Origin of the sequence: Actinomadura alba (assembly GCF_014323705.1) — a bacterium.
Classification (GTDB): Bacteria; Actinomycetota; Actinomycetes; order Streptosporangiales; family Streptosporangiaceae; genus Actinomadura_C; species Actinomadura_C alba.
On sequence record NZ_JABVEC010000021.1, the window covers coordinates 56297 to 74321 of the forward strand.

General features: G+C 67.7%; 13 protein-coding genes. 7 read left to right on the top strand and 6 right to left on the bottom strand.

From position 1 onward, the window contains the following. Nucleotides 1-80 precede the first annotated feature (80 nt). Together HKK74_RS25210 and HKK74_RS25215 are read right to left on the bottom strand one after the other, a co-directional pair. Nucleotides 81-2699: a M14 family zinc carboxypeptidase gene (locus HKK74_RS25210; RefSeq protein ID WP_187245822.1), complete on the bottom strand. Its 2619-nt coding sequence runs from the start codon at nt 2697-2699 to the stop codon at nt 81-83. A gap of 353 nt (nt 2700-3052) precedes the next feature. Beyond that, complete coding sequence (locus HKK74_RS25215) at nt 3053-3286, bottom strand: hypothetical protein (protein WP_187245823.1); 234 nt, start codon at nt 3284-3286, stop codon at nt 3053-3055. Nucleotides 3287-4008: 722 nt separating this feature from the next. Between HKK74_RS25215 and HKK74_RS25220 the strand changes: the two genes are divergently transcribed. Continuing rightward, nucleotides 4009-5229, top strand: coding sequence for a hypothetical protein (locus tag HKK74_RS25220; protein WP_187245824.1), 1221 nt, complete (start codon nt 4009-4011; stop codon nt 5227-5229). A gap of 145 nt (nt 5230-5374) precedes the next feature. On the opposite strand, the gene HKK74_RS39265 is transcribed toward HKK74_RS25220, so the two are convergent. The 3 genes from HKK74_RS39265 to HKK74_RS25235 all read right to left on the bottom strand — a co-directional run bounded on the left by HKK74_RS39265 (nt 5375) and on the right by HKK74_RS25235 (nt 8669). Then, nucleotides 5375-7135 carry a serine/threonine protein kinase gene (locus tag HKK74_RS39265; protein ID WP_344397893.1) on the bottom strand — a complete coding sequence of 587 codons (1761 nt, stop codon included), beginning with the start codon at nt 7133-7135 and terminating at the stop codon, nt 5375-5377. Between the two features lie 191 nt (nt 7136-7326). Next, entirely contained in the window at nt 7327-7863 is a 537-nt protein-coding gene (locus tag HKK74_RS25230) for an MFS transporter (protein ID WP_222722716.1), read from the bottom strand. Next, nucleotides 7860-8669: an alpha/beta fold hydrolase gene (locus HKK74_RS25235; RefSeq protein WP_187245825.1), complete on the bottom strand. Its 810-nt coding sequence runs from the start codon at nt 8667-8669 to the stop codon at nt 7860-7862. Before HKK74_RS25235 ends, HKK74_RS25230 begins: the two co-directional genes overlap by 4 nt. Before the next feature lie 64 nt (nt 8670-8733). Here HKK74_RS25235 and HKK74_RS25240 point away from each other — a divergent pair, with 64 nt between their 5' ends. Both HKK74_RS25240 and HKK74_RS25245 read left to right on the top strand, forming a co-directional pair. Then, nucleotides 8734-9156: a MerR family transcriptional regulator gene (locus HKK74_RS25240; protein ID WP_187245826.1), complete on the top strand. Its 423-nt coding sequence runs from the start codon at nt 8734-8736 to the stop codon at nt 9154-9156. Nucleotides 9157-9194: 38 nt separating this feature from the next. Then, nucleotides 9195-10379 (top strand): hypothetical protein, encoded by a 1185-nt coding sequence (locus HKK74_RS25245; RefSeq protein ID WP_187245827.1) that lies wholly within the window; start codon nt 9195-9197, stop codon nt 10377-10379. A gap of 184 nt (nt 10380-10563) precedes the next feature. Here HKK74_RS25245 and helR read toward each other — a convergent pair whose 3' ends face one another. Continuing rightward, nucleotides 10564-12768 (bottom strand): RNA polymerase recycling motor ATPase HelR, encoded by a 2205-nt coding sequence (helR, locus tag HKK74_RS25250; protein ID WP_187245828.1) that lies wholly within the window; start codon nt 12766-12768, stop codon nt 10564-10566. Nucleotides 12769-13289: 521 nt separating this feature from the next. On the opposite strand from helR, the gene HKK74_RS25255 reads away from it, so the two are divergent. The 4 genes from HKK74_RS25255 to HKK74_RS25270 all read left to right on the top strand — a co-directional run bounded on the left by HKK74_RS25255 (nt 13290) and on the right by HKK74_RS25270 (nt 17927). Further along, on the top strand, nt 13290-13448 hold the full coding sequence (locus HKK74_RS25255; RefSeq protein ID WP_222722717.1) for an FAD-dependent oxidoreductase: 159 nt from the start codon (nt 13290-13292) through the stop codon (nt 13446-13448). A 34-nt stretch (nt 13449-13482) separates the two neighbouring features. Continuing rightward, the gene (locus HKK74_RS25260; protein WP_187245829.1) at nt 13483-15594 is read left to right on the top strand and encodes an MMPL family transporter; all 2112 of its coding nucleotides are present in this window, start codon (nt 13483-13485) and stop codon (nt 15592-15594) included. 92 nt (nt 15595-15686) lie between these two features. Beyond that, entirely contained in the window at nt 15687-16883 is a 1197-nt protein-coding gene (locus HKK74_RS25265) for an NAD(P)/FAD-dependent oxidoreductase (RefSeq protein ID WP_187245830.1), read from the top strand. A 153-nt stretch (nt 16884-17036) separates the two neighbouring features. Then, nucleotides 17037-17927: an RNA polymerase sigma-70 factor gene (locus HKK74_RS25270; protein WP_187245831.1), complete on the top strand. Its 891-nt coding sequence runs from the start codon at nt 17037-17039 to the stop codon at nt 17925-17927. The last annotated feature ends 98 nt before the right edge of the window (nt 17928-18025 follow it).

The window sequence follows — 18025 nt, forward strand, 5'->3', positions numbered from 1 at the left end:
GCCAGGACACGTCCTGACCGACCGCGCTCGCGGTCTCAGTGCCGTCAGCGGAATCGGTCGACGATCGGTCGGCGGAAGGCCTACCGGGCCGACACCGGCTCGGACGGGCCGTGGTAGATCGAGTTGATGACGATCGGCCAGGTCGCCCTCGGCCAGCTGCGGAAGGTGATCTCGCTTGCCGCGATGGTGGCGTGGCCCTTGCCCACATCGAAGGTCGCGATGTTCGCCAGGCCGCCCAGCGCCTCGGTGCCGTGCGCGTACCCGCTGGCGAGGAGGTCGCCGTCAGGGTAGGTGGACGCGATGTCCGCCTCGCCCCGAACCCGGTAGGCGGCGTCGTTGCCGAACCACACCGGCCAGTTCTTCGGCATGCCCCAGGCGGCGGGGACCTCCGGCCGGTACGACGCCCGCAGCAGCGCGCCAGGGGCGTTGAACTTGTCCCGATCCGAAGGGGCGGCGTTCTCGATCGGCAGGTCCAGGAGCTGGCGGGCCGTCTCGGACGAGCTGCCGATCGCGACCAGGTTGCCCCCGCCGGAGACGAAGTCGGCGAGCGCGGCCCAGCCCTTGTCGCCCACTCCGCGGGCCCAGGCGAACTCCGGTGGATTCTTCGCGGGGTCGAGGCCGTTGACGATGGTGTTCCTGGAGACACCGTCGGCCAGCACGATCGTGTCGTACTTGCCGTCCAGGTCCGTGTAGTCGTCGGCACCGACGACCTTGTAGTTGATGCCGTACTGGTCGAGCATCCACGTCATCCAGCCGCCGGGCATGTTGTTCGCCCCGCGGATGAGGCCGACGCGCGTGCCGGGCTTGAGCTGGAAACCGTCCACCTTGGGCGGAGTGTCGACGCCGTACACGGGCAGGCCGGTCGAGGACGAGACCTCCTGGAGCACCTGGCGTGCCCCCGCCGACGGCGGGACCACGACGGTGCCCGGCGCGAATGTCCTGCCCGCCGCCGTGAACTCCTCGGCCGCGCGCAGGATCGGCACGTTCGCCTTCTGCAGCCGGGACAGCACGTGCGCGACACCGTACGACTCCGGAGCGACGAGGTACGCGCCGCGCGGAGCCGCGGGCATCGCGGCGGGTTGCGGTGCGATGCGCTGGACCCGCTGCAGCTGGGCGGTGAACGACGTGTCCACCGCGTCGACGTCCACGCCGAGCAGGAGGCCGAGATTGTCGGTGGTCTCGCTGTACGGCATGATCAGCGGGCACGCCGCGCACTTGCGCGCCGCCTCGGGATACTTGTCGACCTTGAGGAGCTGGTCGATCCACCGGCCCAGCGGCTGCTGGGTCCTGAGTACGTAGGTCCCCGCCGGGTAGTTCTCGCCCCCGGCGGTGAAGGCCGCCGTGGCCTGGTCGATCTCGACCCGCCCGAACTCGAAGATCTTCATAATCTCGAGCACCGCGTAGGGGTCGCGCTGACCGGCCGGGACGACGTAGGCGTACGGCACGTCCGGTGAGATCTCCGGCAGCTTCACGCCGTTGCGGTTGACCTGGTAGAGGTTGTTGTAGAGCCAGAAGTCGGGCTTGTTGGCGACGTTCTCGATCCCCGCGTAGGCGGCGGTCTTGCCGTACGCCACGATCTGCTCGAGCGTCCAGGTCGGCTTGTCGTACGGCTCGAGCATGCGCATCGTCTTGTTCTGCGACCCCAGCGGCTTGCCGTCGGAGCTGGTGAACGGGAGGGCGAGGTCCCTTGCGGCGGCGATCTCGGTGAGGAACGGTGACGTGCCGAGGAAGGACAGATACCCCATGACGTCGGCGTTCCAGAAGATGCCGTAGGCGTCGTCGGACCCGACGCCCTTCTTGCCCTCGGCGGTCAGCGCGTGGGCGGCCTGTTGCCCCTGGGTGTTGGCCGCCTGCATGGCGATGGGATCGATGCCGTTGCCCAGCGGTTCGTCGTACGGCGGGGTCCACAGCCGCGGGTTGCCGGTACCCGCTTGGTGCATGAGGTGTGCGACGACCGGCCGGTACGTCTGCTCGAGCCGGACCCGGGTACGGGTCTCGCGCTGCGTGAACATGAACCAGTCGCGGTTGTTATCGTGCCCGGCGTACTTGTGGTAGAGGTCCGGATACACCCGGTTGTACCCCGTACCGTCGGTCTTGTTGAAGTGGTCGACGACCAGGTGCTGGCCGTCCGGGTTCGCCGACGGGATCACCATGAGGACCACGTTGTCGAGCACGGTCTCGGTGTAGCCGGAGGTCTCGGTGGCGAAGCGGTGCACGATGTCCACGAGCGCCTGGGTGTTGCCGACCTCGGTGGAGTGCAGGGTGCCTTCGATCATGTAGATCGGCTTGCTCCGGCTCGCGAGCCAGCGCGCCTCCTGCTCGTTGATCCCACGTGGATCGGCCAGCCGCCGGTTGTCCTGCACGATCTGGTTGAGGTTGCGCAGGTTCTTCGGTGAGCTCACGAAGAGAACCGGGTACTCGTTCCCCATCGTGGTGGTGTCGGCGACCTGGTAGGTGACCCGGTCGGATCTGTCGGCGATCAGCCGGAAATAGCTCTTGATCTTGTCGAATCCGGCGAGCCTGCCGGTCGTCCCCATGGCGAAGCCGAAGTAGTCCTTGGGCGCTGGAACATTCTTGCTATGCGTCACACGCGCGACCGTGGGGGCCGTGCCGAACGCGTCGGCGTGCAGGGGCACGCCGACGAGTACGACAGTGGTCAACACGGCCGCCAGCGTGCGGGCGGTCCGCCGCGGCAGCATCCAGTCTCCTGTTGGTACGGGGGTGAACGGAGAGATTGAGGAGGGACAGGACGGCTGATCGATCAGTTGTGCCAAGAGTGAATCCGGTTTGGTGATCAGTCAATGCTTGATCACTAATGACCCGAACCGCGGCGTCGTTGAGCGTGCCGGGCAGCTGCTCGAACGAGTCGGGGTCGATCTTGTGCACCTTGCCGGTCGGCAGCCCGTCGAGCATTCCCATGAGGCCGGCGGTCACCGCGGCGACGAAGCGTTCCGACTGGTAGTGGCCCATGCTCTGGGTCTGTTCGCGTACCTCGAACAGGACCGTCCCGGTGCCGTTGAGGGCGAACGAGCACCGTGCCTGCCCGGGAAGGTCACGGGTCGGGGCGTGCGGGTACCGGGCGGGGATGTAGCCCTGCCGCGTGATGTTGTGGGCCGCGGCGGTCGAGTTCGGTGCCGTCCGGGTTGATCTTGGGTACGGCCACCGGCGTGATGGTCTTGCGCAGCCGCTTCGCCTCGGGCGAGCCGGACGTGCGCTCGATGCGGCTCAGTTCCGCCCGCATCTCCGCGTAGTCGATGAACTTCCAGGTGGGGAGACTTTCGAGCATGGCTCGCTCAAATACCGCCCGCGAAGCAGTACAGCCGGGCGAGGGTAATCGTCTCGATATGGAAGAAATCACAGCGAGAATCTCCTCGCTCTGACTTCCCTTATCTCGTTCTTCAGCATCCTATGCAGAGTAGGCACCAAGACCGCAACCCCTTGATCACTTCGTCGTGCTTGGTTAGTATCCCGTGTCCAGGAAGAGCCTTCTGTGACATCTCTGCCGTTAGGAGGTCAGCTCAAATGGACATCGAAGTGCGCGAAGTCGAAGACATCAAGGCCACAGGGTGCATCATGATTTAGCCGAGGCGATTCATACGTCTGCATGCCCTATTGAGATGAGCGGGTATGGGTGATATTCGTTGCGCTCGCGGTGGCGAGTAAGGCGCCGTGCGTGCATGTGGCTTGCTGAGGGGAGGGCGAGTTCATGGATATCGAAGTGCGCGAGGTCGAGCCTCTCAAGGCGACCATCTGTATCCCCAGCTGAGCTGGGTGCGTGTGGAGGATCTCTGTTGCGCTCGTCATGGCGAGAAGATGCCACGCGAGCATGTATCCGTCGATGGGGAGGGCGAGTTCATGGACATCGAAGTGCGCGAGGTCGAAGACATCAAAGCGACCATATATATGCCCATCTGAGACGGGTCGATGCGATGAGCGGGCCATCCTTCGTCAGGAGGGTGGCCCGCCGTCACGCACCAATAAGATTGCATTCTTTCGAGGTGGCGTGTTGTGATCGACGAACGCACGACGATTCGACTGCGCCCGTTGAGCGTTGTCGACGACGGTGACGATGTTCTCGTCGGTGATGCCGAGACCGGTGTCTTCGTAGCAGTTCCCCCGGTCGGAGGGGTGGTCGTACGCGCGTTCGGGCGGGGAGCGACACTCGGTGAGGCGTCCGCCGAGGCGGAGCGGTACGCCGGTCAGCCCGTCGATCTGTCGGCCTTCGTGGAAAAACTGCGGAAGCTCGGGTTCGTCGAACAGGATGACGCGGCCATCAGGTCACCGGGACGCACGGCTCCGATTCAGCAGCGCGGCTGGTTCCGGGGCGTCTCGCAAAGTCTGGCTCGGCCCTTCTTCGGCCGGATCGCATGGGTGTTCTATGCGGCGTCTTTCTTGTTCTGTATCGGGTGCTTCGCCTTCCGCCCGGACTTGTGGCCACGCCCCGGAGACGTGTTCTTCCTGGACAGCATCGGCCTGAGCGCGCTGGTGCTGTATCCGATCGCCATGCTCGGAACCGCGCTGCACGAGTGCTGGCACTGGCTGGCCGCCCGCGCCGCAGGCGTACAGGCCAGGTTCGGGGTGGACCTGCGGCTGTACTTCGTCGTCTTCGAGACCGACCTCAGCCAACTGTGGGCGTTGCCCAGGCGCAGCCGCTTCGGCCCCCTGCTCGCCGGGCTCGCCATCGACTCGGTTGTTCTGGCGGCGTTGCTCGCCGCCGAACTGACCGCCTCCGCGTGGTCCATGCCGTCGACGCTCGCGGGCCTGTTGGCCGCCGTGGTGTTCGTCAAAGTCGTCACCATCACCTGGCAGTTCCTGGTCTTCCTGCGTACCGACATCTATGCGGTGCTGGTCACCGCCACCGGCTGCCGCAACCTGTGGCGGGTGAAGTCACTGCTGCTCAGAAAAGCCCTCGGCCGGCTCTCTCCAGCACATTCGGCCGAACTGGCCGCCGCCGCACCACGCGATGTCCAAGCCGGCCGATGGTTTCGATGGGTCTGGCTGGCCGGGCTCGTCGCGACGGCCGGCTGGTACTTCGGCTTCACCCTCCCCGTCCTGCTCACCGTTCTCGGCTGGACCGCAGACGGCCTGACGACCGGGCCGCTCACCGGCCGCTTCTGGCTCACCGCAGCCGGATCGGTGATGCTCCTGTGGACCCCGGCCGTGACCCTGCTCATCGCTGTGCGCACAATGGCTCTGCGGATCCGAGGCGACCGTCTCGCGCGCCGATGAGGCCTTCGCAGTTCGGCGCGGCGGCTTCGTCGGTCGATTCCTGTCCTACTCGGTGTAACGAGTCGCATCAGGCTGAGACGGTGATCCCTTCGGATGATCGCCGTGCATGAGGCCGCTGCTCCCCGCCTCGACCGCTGAGGTCGGGTCAGCAGACCTTGACGGTGACGGTCTTCTCTTGGTGGGTGGGGCTGCGCAGCACCATCCGGTAGGTGTGCGTGCCCGCTGTGCTCTCACTTCGGTCGGTGGAAATGGTGAAATCCGGTTCCCCGACAGTGTTGATCGGATGGCCTGCGCCCAGGCGACCGTCGAAGTAGATGCTGAATTCGATCGGGGTCGGATTCTTGCTCCCCACGATGCTGTACCTGAAGGGGAAGGATTGGCCTTTGGCATAGCACGTGCCCGCCGACCCCACCGTAAAGTACGAGATCCGCGCGCTCGGTCCGCTCGGTGCGCTCGATCCGCTCGGATTCGTGGGCCTGGGCGCGGTACCGCCCCCGCCTCCACCGCCATCTCCGCCTCCGGGGCCGGAGCTGTCACGGGGTGTGCCGGAGGCGCCGCGACCTCCTCTGGTGTTCGGGCCGGGGGAGGCGGAGGGGGATGGCCGGCCGGATGGTCCGGCACTTGCGTCAGTCCCGGGCTGAGCCGGAGCGCCAGGGCCGAGCCCTTGAGCATTGCTCTCCGAATTGCTCGAGCCGTCGCGATTGTCCACGGTGGCGCCGGACGTATCGAGCCCGCCCCAGATGACCGCGGCAACGGCAACGGCAACGGCCACTGCCAGCGCGCCCGCCGCCCCCGCCCCGAACAGGACGGCGGGGCGCCGCTTCCTGCGCCCAGCCGTCCCACCGCCGTTGAGCCCCATCTGAGGGCCGGCGGGCGTCTGGGCGCCTGCGGGCATCGGGGGAGGGCCGGCCGGAGCCGCGTGCGGGATGCCGGTGGGCCCCTGCGGGGAGCCGGCCTGTACGGGACCGGGACTGTACGAGGGCGGCTGAGTGCCGGTGGGTGCCGGTGGTGGGCTGGTCGACACGGGTGGTGGCCCGGTGGGTGCCGTCTGGGGGCCGGTTGGTCGTGGCTGGGCGCCGAGTAGTCGCAGGAGTACGGCCTGCATGGGAGGGCGATGGCCGGGTTCCTTGGCCAGGCATGCTTGCACGGTGGATCGCAGCGGTTCGGGGAGTTCGCCGAGGTCGGGTTCGCCGTTCAGGACGCGGTTCATGATGGCGGGAAAGGTGTCCGTGCCGAAGGGGGGCTTCCCGGCGGCGGCGTAGGAGATGACCGCGCCCCAGGCGAAGACGTCGGCCGGAGGGCCGACGGACTGCCCGGCGAACTGTTCGGGGGCCATGTAGGCCGGGGTGCCGATGATGCTGTTGGTCAGGGTGAGGGGTGACTCGGTGTCGCGGGCGATGCCGAAGTCGATGACGCGGGGGCCGTCGGGACCGAGCAGGACGTTGGAGGGCTTGAAGTCGCGGTGTACGACGCCCGCCTCGTGGATCGCCGCCAAGGCCGTCGCGGTGGCGACGGCGAGTCGCTGCAGGGCCGCGCCCTTGCGTGGCCCGGCCTGCTGGAGCGAGGGGCCCTGAATGTACTCGGTGACGATGTAGGGGCGTTGGCCGTCCAAAGAGGCGTCGAGGACCTGGGCGATGCAGAACGGGTCCACGCGGGCGGCGGCGGCGAGCTCCTTGGTGAAGCGTTCGCGGACGCGGATGTCGGCGGCGAGCTCCTGACGGAGTACCTTCACTGCGACGGGTGTCCCGTCGACACCGTGCCCGAGGTAGACCACCCCCTGGCCCCCCATGCCCAGCCGGCCGGACAGCCGGTAGGGACCCACGACGGACGGATCGTCGGGGCCCAGGGGCTCGGCTTTTGACATCGGGCGTGACTCCTGGTGCAGGGAAGCGTGGGCGTTACGCACCTTATTAGACGGATACCGCTCGCCTCAGCGATTCCGGATCATGGTCGGCGTTCTCGCCGGAGGTTCCGCACCTTGGATCTACGGGCATCGGCGGCCGGGCCCGCCACGAACCGCCGGCATGCGAACCACTCCAAAACGATGTTCTGGACCTTCTCCTCGGCCTGCGGTGAAAGTACCGCCGTGGCACAGGGTCAGGATGTGGGCTGCTCGGCGGCCGCGCCCAGTGCGGTGCCCAAGGGCATGCCCAGGACGAGGGCTGCCGAGTTTCCTGCGAAGACGATGGATGTCGCGCGCCCGGTGCGTCCGGGATCGGCGAGCGACGCGGCGTATCCGGCGACGATCGACCAGAACACCCCGTGCGCGGTGCCGCACAGGAAACGTGCCGCGACCAGCATCGGGTAGTTCACCGAGAGCCCGGACAGCACCGTGCCAAGGGCGAACACCGCGCACACCATCGCGAAGAGTCGCTTGCGCGGCCACCGTGACGTCCACGCCGTGAGTGGAGCCGCCGTCAGCCCCACGGTGAAGGCGTAGACGGTGACCAGCAGTCCGACCCGTGACTGCGCGACGCCCAGGTCGTCGCCGATCAGCGACAGCAGTCCGACCGGGAGCATCTCGGTCGTGACCACGACGAACGTGGTGATCGCGAGCACGGCCAGGCCGGCGCGCCGCCGCGCGGAGGATGCGACGGGCGCGCCGGCCTGCTTGGTGCCGGGCGGAGCGGTCACGCCGACCGCTGGGGGAGGGTGCCGAGGAACTCGCGGACGAGCCGCAGCCAGATCGCCCGGTCGGCCTCGCTCAGGATGTGGGCTGCGCCGGGCAGGTCGACGAGCTTTGCTCCCGCGATCCCGGCGGCCAAGCGGCGCGAGCTGTCGGGGAGGACCAGACGGTCACCGGTCGGCGCCACGACGAGGGTGGGCACGGTCACGGACGCGAGGTCGCCGCGGACGTCCGCCCGGGACACCAGATCGAAGTGGTCCACCGTTCCCGGCGGCATCCCCGCCTGGGTTTGCGCCACCATGGCCTCGAGGTCCGCCGGGGAGATCTCCGCCAGGTGCGTCGGTGACAGGCACGACAGGCAGGCGAGACGTGCCACGGCGCTCCACTCGTTTGCGCTGGCCAGGGTCTGGATGAGCTGGGCGGCCAGTGCCAGGACCGGGTCGGCGGCGGCGAACCCGGCGGTGAGCACGAGTGCCGTGACCCGCTCGGGGTGCCGGGTGGCGGCCCGGACCGCCACGGTGGTGCCCAGCGACTCACCGAGGACGGTGAACGAGTCGTGCCCCTCCGCGACCGCGGAGGCCACCAGCTGGTCGGCCAGTTCGTCGAGCTGCAGCGGTTCGGTGGCGACGGGCGTGCCGCCCGCTCCCGGGTAATGCGGGCCGATGACGGTGTGGTCACGTGACAGGTCATCAAGGACTAGGCCGAAGTTGCCTTGGATCCCACCGCCGGCACCGTGGGCGAGCAGGAGCGCGGGGCCCTTGCCCTGCACGAGGACGTCGAAACGAGGCTGGGGAAGTGCGCGCTCAGTGATCATGCAGACCACGCTAAACTCCGACATCAGTGTCAGAGTCAAGTCGGTCCGGTGAGAGGCAGGCCACATGCGCATGAAGGAGATGGTCCGGCGCACCGGAGTCCACGAACGAATGCTGCGGTACTACGAGCAACAAGGACTACTCAAGCCACAGCGGCTACCAAGCGGCTACCGCGTCTACAGCGAGGCGAACGTGGAAACGGTGCGCCGTATCCGCTGCCTGCTGGCCGCCGGGCTCCCCACCGCCCTTATCGCCCAGGTCCTCCCCTGCGTCCGCGCCGACGACGACCGCCTGGTGCCCACCTGCCCGAACCTGGTCGCCCAACTGCAGCAGGAACGGAAACGGATCACCACCGCGATCCAGGAGTTGGAAGCGTCGCGCAGCATCCTTGACACCGTCATCACCGCTGCACCACGCCGGATCGCCGGGGAGCACTCCAACGCATCTCCCCGACCCGGTCCCGCCCAGCGCGCTGCTGAAGATCGTTAGTATCAGCTGAGCGATTTGGGCTGGATTCGGAGTGGCTCATGGTGATCGGTGACACGGTTGTCCGGCTCCGTGCGTTCGTGCCGTGGGACGCGACCGAGGGCGTTCCCGAGCTCATCATTCCGCCGCTCCCGACGGGCGGCTACTCCGATCCGAGCGCCTCCGTGCGGGCGAACGTGAGAGTACGGTCTCTTCCTGACGGCACGCCCTTGCTGCTTGCGCCTGGTCCACTGTGGGCCCGTTTCGTTGGCCGCGTGCGGCTGATCCGGTTGTCCTCGCCCGCCGTGCGCGTCGACATCGCGACGGACGGCCTGATCTGGGACGCGGTCATGGACACCGACGGTCACGCGATCGTGCTCGAGCAGATCAAGGACCGGTTCGCAGTGCGCGCAGTGCGTCCGGACGGGACGACGGCCTGGACGATGAAACGCGTGGCAGCCCAATACCATTCGCAGCTCCTCGCCGACACCCAGGGACGGGTCTTTCTCACCTGCACGGACGCACCCGACCATGCCCCGACCATGGGAGATGTCTTCCTGACGCGAGTCGACGACAGATCGGGCCACGTGGTGGCCCGCCGCGAGGGCTGCATCTCCCACATGTATCCCGACGGGCGCGTCATCTTCACGCGTTGGGACGACACTCGCGACTCCTGGGTGATCCTCGATCCCCAGACCGGTACCGAGTCGGTGATCGAAGACATCGACAACAACCGTGTGGTCATGAGCGGGTTGATCGGGCTGGACGCGGACGGCCGACTGTACGGGAAGACCGCGATCGGAGGTGATTGTCTCGGCCGGATGACGTCGGCCGGCCACATCGACTGGCTCCTGGACATCGACGGCATCGCGGCATCCCAGCGGCACGGTGCCGCGATGCTCGTCCGCGACGACCAAGGCAGCGACAATGGTGTGGTGCTGTACGAGGAAGGCCGGGTGTGGGTGAACACCCCACCCGAATGCGAAGACGCGACACTCAAAGGACGCCGCGACGACGGTGGCTACATGCTCCACAAAGTCACGAACCGCAACGACCACGGCACGCTGGTGCACCTCGACCCACACGGCCGATTGATCACCACAGAACCCGCCGGAAGCGATGCGAACCTCACGGTGGGCGATTTCCGCATGGCATCGAAGTCATCGGTGACACCCGACGGCGAGGTACTCGTCACCGTGCTCAACCCCGCCGGAGTGCACGTCGTCGGGCTGAAGGCGAGCAGTTAGCCGCATCACAGGACTGGGACAGATGACACGGTCGAGCCCCAGCAACGGAGTCACTCTCGGTGCCCGCCTGCTCAGATAGCCCCCGACCACTGCTCATGCTGAGGGCAAGGCCCGCCTGCTGCTCTCCCTGGTTCTGCCCCTCAGCTCACCGGCCCGGGCAAGGCCGGGTCGTCGGAGTTGGAGATCACCGATCAGGACCGGCGTGAGGTGAGCTCGTGAGGATGACGAGTCGCTGGGTCGCTCGGGTCATCGCGACATAGCGGTCGACCGCTCCTTCGATGCCCTTGCCGAACGCCTCTGGATCGATGAGGACGACCAGGTCGAACTCGAGCCCCTTCGACAGCTCCGGGGTCAGCGACCGGACGCGGGACGTCGCCCGGAACGTGCCAGCTTCGATGTCACCAGTGCCGATGACGCAGGCGATCCCGTCGGCATGCGCGGCGAGCCAGGTGTCGAGGATCGAGCCCAGATCCGAAGCGGATCCGTGTACGACGGGGACGCCGCCGCTGCGGATGGAGGTCGGCACGTTGGCGTCCGGGAGCACGGCCCGGATGACCGGCTCGGCTTCCGCCATGACCTCTTCCGGCGTCCGGTAGTTGATGCTCAGGGAGGCCAGGTTGATCCGGTCGAGCCCGATCCGCTCGAGCCGTTCCTGCCACGACTCCGTGAACCCGTGCCTGGCCTGGGCACGGTCCCCGACGATGGTGAAGCTCCGGGACGGGCAGCGGAGCAGCAACATCTGCCACTCGGCGTCGGTGAGTTCCTGGGCCTCGTCCACGACGATGTGCGCGAAGGGGCCGGCGAGCAGGTCCGGGGCGATGGTGGACAGCTCGGACTCGTCGACCAGGCTGACCTGTGCATCCTGTCCGCGCAGCATCGTCACCAGGCCTTCGCCGTCGTCACCGTCGGCGCCGGAGTCGGCTGCGGCCTCGATCAGGTTGTCGACGACCTGCGCCATGCGCTCGCGCTGTGCGGCGAGAGCGGCCTCATGCCTACGCTTGCGTCGTGACGCCTCCGGGTCGCCGAGCCGCTGCCGTGCGGCGTCCAGGAGCGGCAGGTCGGATACCGTCCAGGCCTGGGCGTCCTCGCGCTGCAGCTGCTGAACGTCATCGGGACTGAGCCAGGGAGCGCACAACCGAAGGTAGGCGGGTACCGACCACAGGTCTCCGACGAGGTCAGCCGCTTCGAGCAGCGGCCACGCCCTGTTGAGGGTCATGAGCAGCTCCCTGTTCTGCAGCAGCGCCTTGCGGAGCAGGTCAGCCGGGGCGTCGCCGTCGTGCTTGTCCATCAGGATCGTGAGCAGCTCCTCCAAGATCTGGTCGCGCGCCTCGTTGTGCGGAGTACCGGGATCTGGTGCTTCGAACGCCTCGGCCCAATCGTCGGCGCTCAGCCAGATGTCGGTCGAGTCGGTCGTGACCGTCATCCCCTTGGTGGGCGGCTTCTCGTAGAACCTGGCGGCCGTCTCGATCGCCTTCACCAGGTTCGCGGACGACTTCAGGAGGGCCACGTTCGGGTCGGTCTCGATCGCTGCTGCGGCTCCCTCGGCGACGAGGTCCCGCAGGGTGCAGGTCTGCACGCCCTCCTCTCCGAGGCTGGGGAGGACGTCGGCGACGTAGCCCAGGTAGGGCTGGTGCGGACCGACGAACAGCACGCCGCCCCGGCGGTGACCGAGGCGAGGGTCGGAGTAGAGGAGGTAGGCGGAGCGGTGCAGAGCGACGACGGTCTTCCCCGTACCCGGACCGCCGTCGACGACGAGAGCGCCGCGGGATCCCGCGCGGATGATGGCGTCCTGGTCGGCCTGGATGGTGCCGAGCACATCTCGCATCCGGGTCGACCGGTGGCCGCCCAGGCTGGCGATGAAGGCGGACTGGTCGTCGAGCGCGGCGTGCCCTTCAAACCCGTCCGAGGTGAACACTTCGTCCCAGTAGTCGCTGATCCGGCCGCGGGTCCAGCGATACCTGCGGCGGCTTGCCAGACCCATCGGGTTGGCGTGGGTCGCTCCGAAGAACGGCTCAGCCGCGGGGGAGCGCCAGTCGAGCAGCAGCCGACGACCCGCGCTGTCCGTGAGGCCAAGTCGTCCGACGTACACGGGCTCGGGGTCGTCTGCGCTGACGATGTGGCCGAGGCACAGGTCCAAACCGAAGCGACGCAGGGCGCGCAGGCGAGCGGTCAGCCGGTGGATCTCCATGTCCCGGTCCATCGCCTCCTGGCCTATGCCGCCGGGCGCCTTGCGCTCGGCATCAATGCGGTCGGACAGGTCGGCGATCGACTGTTCGAGGCTCTCCGCGATGGCCGCGAAGTGCTGCTCGTCGCCGGCGATCAGCGTCGCGTCGGCCTTGGGGGAGAGGTGGTCGGGAAGGTCGAACGCGCTGGTGGTCAGGGGGTTCACGTCATCAGCTCCGATCTGAGGTTCGTAAAACGTCGACAACAACACACGCACTTCGCGACCCCCGTTTCCGCAGGTTCTGGCCTCGGCCGACGATTCTGCGGCACGACCCGGGTCTTGCCGCAAGCCCCCCAGTGCGCTATACGTTGAAAATGGAAAGGAGTGGGTACTCTCCTTTTCCCTTCATCGTCCGCTGTGGACGGACGAACTCCTCGCGAAGCGGCGGCGCGCCGGCGGTTGAGCCTACGCCTGGCCGGATCGCAGGTGCCGACACGCGAGTCGCCGACTTCGTGACGACGATCAACGTCCTGCGCCGCATCGTCGCCAACCTTGGCGGCAACAGTGACCTGCCCTGAAGGGGTTTGTTCGACCCCCGGGTGGCGCGCATCCCCGGAGCATCAGCTCCGACCGTGAGGACTCCGTATACCGAGCCCACGCCTGTGGAGTGATCTGCCTCACACGCTGTCACAACGATCGATCACGCGGTGTCTTGAGGCCGAACCCCTAGAAACGCAGGAGACACCATGGCTGAGAACACCGATGTGGTCGTGATCGGCGGCGGATACGCCGGCGTCATGGCGGCCAATCGCCTGACGCAGCGCGACGAGGTGACAGTGACACTGATCAACCCGCGCCGGACCTTCGTCGAGCGGCTCCGCCATGGCTGCCTGAACAGCGCGTAACTTTCCCACGTCGACTGAACAATGAGGAATCCCCATGTTGCGAAAAGCGACCTCCTTGCCCAGTGGCAGGGTGGCGAAATGGGTCATCTTGGCCCTCTGGATCGCCCTGCTGATCCCGGCCTTCATGCTGGCCGGCAAGCTCGGCGACGTTGAGAAGAACGACAATTCGGCCTGGCTGCCCAGCAACGCGGAGGCGACCAAGGTCGTCGACCAAGCCAAGAAGTTCCAGCCCGCCGAGACCCTGCCCGCGATCGTGATCTACGACCGGCCCGAGGGCATCGCCCCTGCCGACATGACCAAGGCCCAAGCCGACGCCGAAGCCTTCAAGGGCATCAAAGGCGTCGTGGGGCAGCCACAGGGCCCGTTGAAGGCCCAGGACGGCAAGGCCATCCAGACCGTGGTTCAGGTTGACGACGGTAGTGAGGGCTGGGCCGCGGCCGCCAAGGTCGTCGACGCGATGCACAAGGTCGGCGAACAGAACGCCAACGGTCTCGGGTTCCACGTCACCGGACCGGCCGGTTACGCATCCGACTCGATAAAGAGCTTCGGCGGAGGAGGCGCCCTGGGGGCGATCACCGCGTTGGTGGTGGTCGTCATCCTGCTGTTCACTTACCGCAGCCCGTTGCTGCCACTGCTGCCACTGCTGACCGCGGGCGGCGCCCTGGTCATGTCGGAAGCGGTGATCTACCTGCTGGCGAAGAACGCCGGGCTCACCGTCAACACGCAGACCAGCTTCATTTTGACCGTACTGGTGTTCGGCGCCGCCACCGACTACGCACTACTGCTCACCTCGCGGTACCGGGAGGAGTTGCGGCGGCACGAGGACCGGCACGAGGCGATGGCGGAGGCCCTGTACCGCTCCAGTCCCGCGATCATCGCCAGCGCCGCCACCGTCGCGGTCAGCCTGATGATGCTGCTGCTGGCCACTCTCAACTCCACCAAAGGGCTCGGGCCGGCCTGCGCCGTCGGCATCCTCGTCGGGCTGCTCGCCATGGTCACCCTGATGCCGGCCCTGCTGGTCATCTGCGGCCGCTGGATCTTCTGGCCGATGAAGCCGTCGTACGGCTCGGCCGGGACGGCCAAGGACAGCATCTGGACGCGGGTCGGCACCGCCATCGCCGGCCGGCCGCGGATCGTGTGGGTCGGCACCGCGCTCGTCCTCGGTGTCATGGCGATCGGGGTGATGGGGCTCAAGGCCGATGGGCTCCCGAGCAAGAGCCAGTTCACCGGCGAGCCGCAGGCGGTCGTCGGCGAGGAGATCCAGGCCAGGCACTTCCCGGCCGGGTCCGGTGACCCCATCTACGTCGTGGCCAAGGCTGCCTCGGCGGAGCAGGTTAAGACCGTGCTGTCCGGCGTCCCAGGGATCGCCGACGTCGCGGCGCCGATGAGCAAGGATGGTGAGGCCATCGTTTTCGGGACGCTCAACGACGCTCCCGGCAGCAAGGCCGCGATGCGCACCGTTGAGCAGGCCAGAACGGCGGTCCACAAGATCGAGGGTGCGGATGCCCAGCTCGGCGGCAGCACGGCGATCTCACTCGACATACAGCAGTCGGCCGCCCGCGACTCCAAGGTGATCATCCCCGTCGTACTGATCATAGTGTTCCTCATCCTCGCGCTGCTGTTGCGGGCGATCGTCGCACCACTGCTGCTCATGGCGACGGTGGTGCTGTCGTTCGGAGCGGCCCTTGGCGTGAGCAGCCTGGTGTTCAACCACGTGTTCGACTTCGCCGGGGCGGACGCGAACTTCCCGCTCCTGGTGTTCGTGTTCCTGGTCGCCCTGGGCATCGACTACAACATCTTCCTGGTCACCCGGGTGCGCGAAGAGGCGATGGCGCACGGCACCCGGCGCGGCGCGCTGGTCGGTCTGTCCGCCACCGGCGGTGTGATCACCTCGGCGGGTCTGGTCCTGGCCGGTACCTTCGCGGCGCTGGCCTCGCTGCCCCTGGTGTTCGCGGCCCAGCTCGGGTTCGCGGTGGCGTTCGGCGTGCTGCTGGACACCATGATCGTCCGCTCGGTGCTGGTCACCGCGCTGACCCTGGATGTGGGCCGATGGATGTGGTGGCCCAGCAAGCTGTTCAAGCATCACGACGATGCCGAGCCGCCGGCGGGCAAGTCCGACCGCGAACCCGCTCTCGCGGGCACGTAGCAACCTCCCGCCACGGATCTTCTGTGCCAGCTGGCGGTCAGATCGATCACGCGGTGTCTTGAGGCCGAACCCCTAGAAACGCAGGAGACACCATGGCTGAGAACACCGATGTGGCCGTGATCGGCGGCGGCTACGCCGGCGTCATGGCGGCCAATCGCCTGACGCAGCGCGACGAGGTGACAGTGACACTGATCAACCCGCGCCGGACCTTCGTCGAGCGGCTCCGCCTGCACCAGCTGGTGGGCGGGTCCCACGACGCGGTCGTCGACTACCGAGAGATCCTGGCCGACGGCGTCCGGCTGGTGGTCGACACCGTGACCCGGATCGACGCGGCCGAGCGCAGTGTGATGTTGGCGACCGGCGGCACGGTCGGCTACGACCATCTGGTTTACGCAGTGGGCAGTGGTAGCGCCGACCCGCGGGTGCCCGGAGCGGCCGAGTTCGCCTACCCGATCGCCACCCTGGAGGCGGCGCAGCGGCTGCGGCCGGTCGTCGACGCCGCGCCTGCAACGGCCGCGGTGACGGTTGTCGGAGCCGGTCCGACAGGTATCGAGACCGCCGCCGAGCTGGCGGAGCTGGGCCGCACCGTGACCCTGGTCTGCGGCGAGGTGCTCGGCCCGTACTTGCACCCGCGGGGTCGGCGCTCGGTTGCCAAGCGGCTGGCCGAACTCGGTGTGACCGTGCTCGAAGGCCCCGACGCGAAGGTGACGGCTGTCACTGGCGATGCCGTGCAGCTCGGTGACGGCCGCGATCTGCCGAGCAAGGTGACCATCTGGACCGCCGGATTCGGCGTGCCGGACCTGGCCGCGCGCAGCGGGCTGAGCACCGACGCCTTGGGCCGCCTGCTCACCGACGAGACCTTGACGAGCGTGGACGACGTACGCATCGTCGCGGCCGGGGATTCGGCGGCACCGTCGGACCTGCCGCTGCGGATGAGCTGCCAGGCCGCCGGTCCGCTGGGCGCGCACGCCGCCGACACGGTGCTCAGCCGGATCGCGGGTGAGCAACCCGCGCCCATCAACCTGGGGTTCGCCGGCCAGTGCATCAGCCTGGGTCGTCGTGCCGGTATCTTCCAATTCGCCCACAAGAACGACATCGCGAAGGGGTTCTACCTCGGCGGCCGCCCTGGTGCGAAGCTCAAGGAGTTCGTTTGCGAGCGCACCGTCAAGCAGCTGGCGGACGAGGCACGCAAGCCCGGTTCGCACACCTGGGCCAAGGATGACAAGCGTCAACAACTGCTGCAGGCCAAGCGCGGCGAGGCGCCGGCCACCGCTGAACGGGCAGCCTAGGCCACGCATCGGTGGCCGGTCCGGCCGACTACCAACGGATCGCACCGAACAGGTGGGTCGGATCGAACGGCTACCAACGCAAAGCTTGCTGTGAATGCACGCTGAAGGCCTTCGGCAACCGGGCCCGGGGTCGCAAGGGAGAGGGGCCGAGATATGAGCGACCACGCCACTGACCCGGCGACCGAGATTTTCGTCGCCTACCGCAACCTGCTCTTCACCGTCGCATACGAGATGCTCGGATCGGCGGCCGACGCCGAAGACGTCCTCCAGGAAGCCTGGCTGCGGTGGGTCAAGGTCGACGTGGGGCAGGTGCGCGACCAGCGCGCCTACCTGGTCCGGATCACGACCCGGCAGTCGCTCAACCGGCTGCGCACCATGAAGCGCCGCAAGGAGGCGTATGTCGGCCCCTGGCTGCCCGAGCCGATGCTCACCGCGCCGGACGTGGCCCAGGACGTCGAGCTCGCCGAGAGTGTGTCGATGGCGCTGATGCTCGTCCTGGAGACGCTGTCGCCGACCGAGCGCGCCGTCTTCGTGCTGCGCGAGGCCTTCGATGTCAGCTACGACGAGATCGCGGCCGCCGTCGACAAGAGCCCCGCGGCCGTCCGTCAGATCGCGCATCGCGCCCGTCGGCACGTCGATGCCCGCCGGCGGCGCGAGGTGGTCTCCCCGAGCCAGACCCGGGCGGCCCTGGAGGCATTCCAGCACGCGCTCGAAACCAGGGACCTGCAGGGACTCCTCGGCGTGCTCGCCCCCGAGGTCGTCCTTGTCAGCGACGGCGGCGGCATCAAGCAGGCCGCGCTACGGCCGATCACCGGTGCCGAGAAGGTGGTCCGCTTCATCGCCGGCGTCTTCGGCAAGGCCGAAGGCACGCTCACCAGTGGGGTGGTCAACGGCAGCCCGGCACTCGTCGTACGCCTGGACGGCGAGATCGTCGGCGTCCTGGCGATCCGTGTCGAGGACGCCCGCATCACCGGCCTCTACTACGTTCGCAACCCCGAGAAGTTGACCCGCGTCGCATCCGAGACCCCACTCACCCTGCGATGAACACCGGTGGCGGAGTAGCCACCTGGGAAGCAGGTGCAACGCCGAGGTGGCGCGGCGTGTGGCGACAAGATCACGACAGGCGAGCAACCAACGAGCGA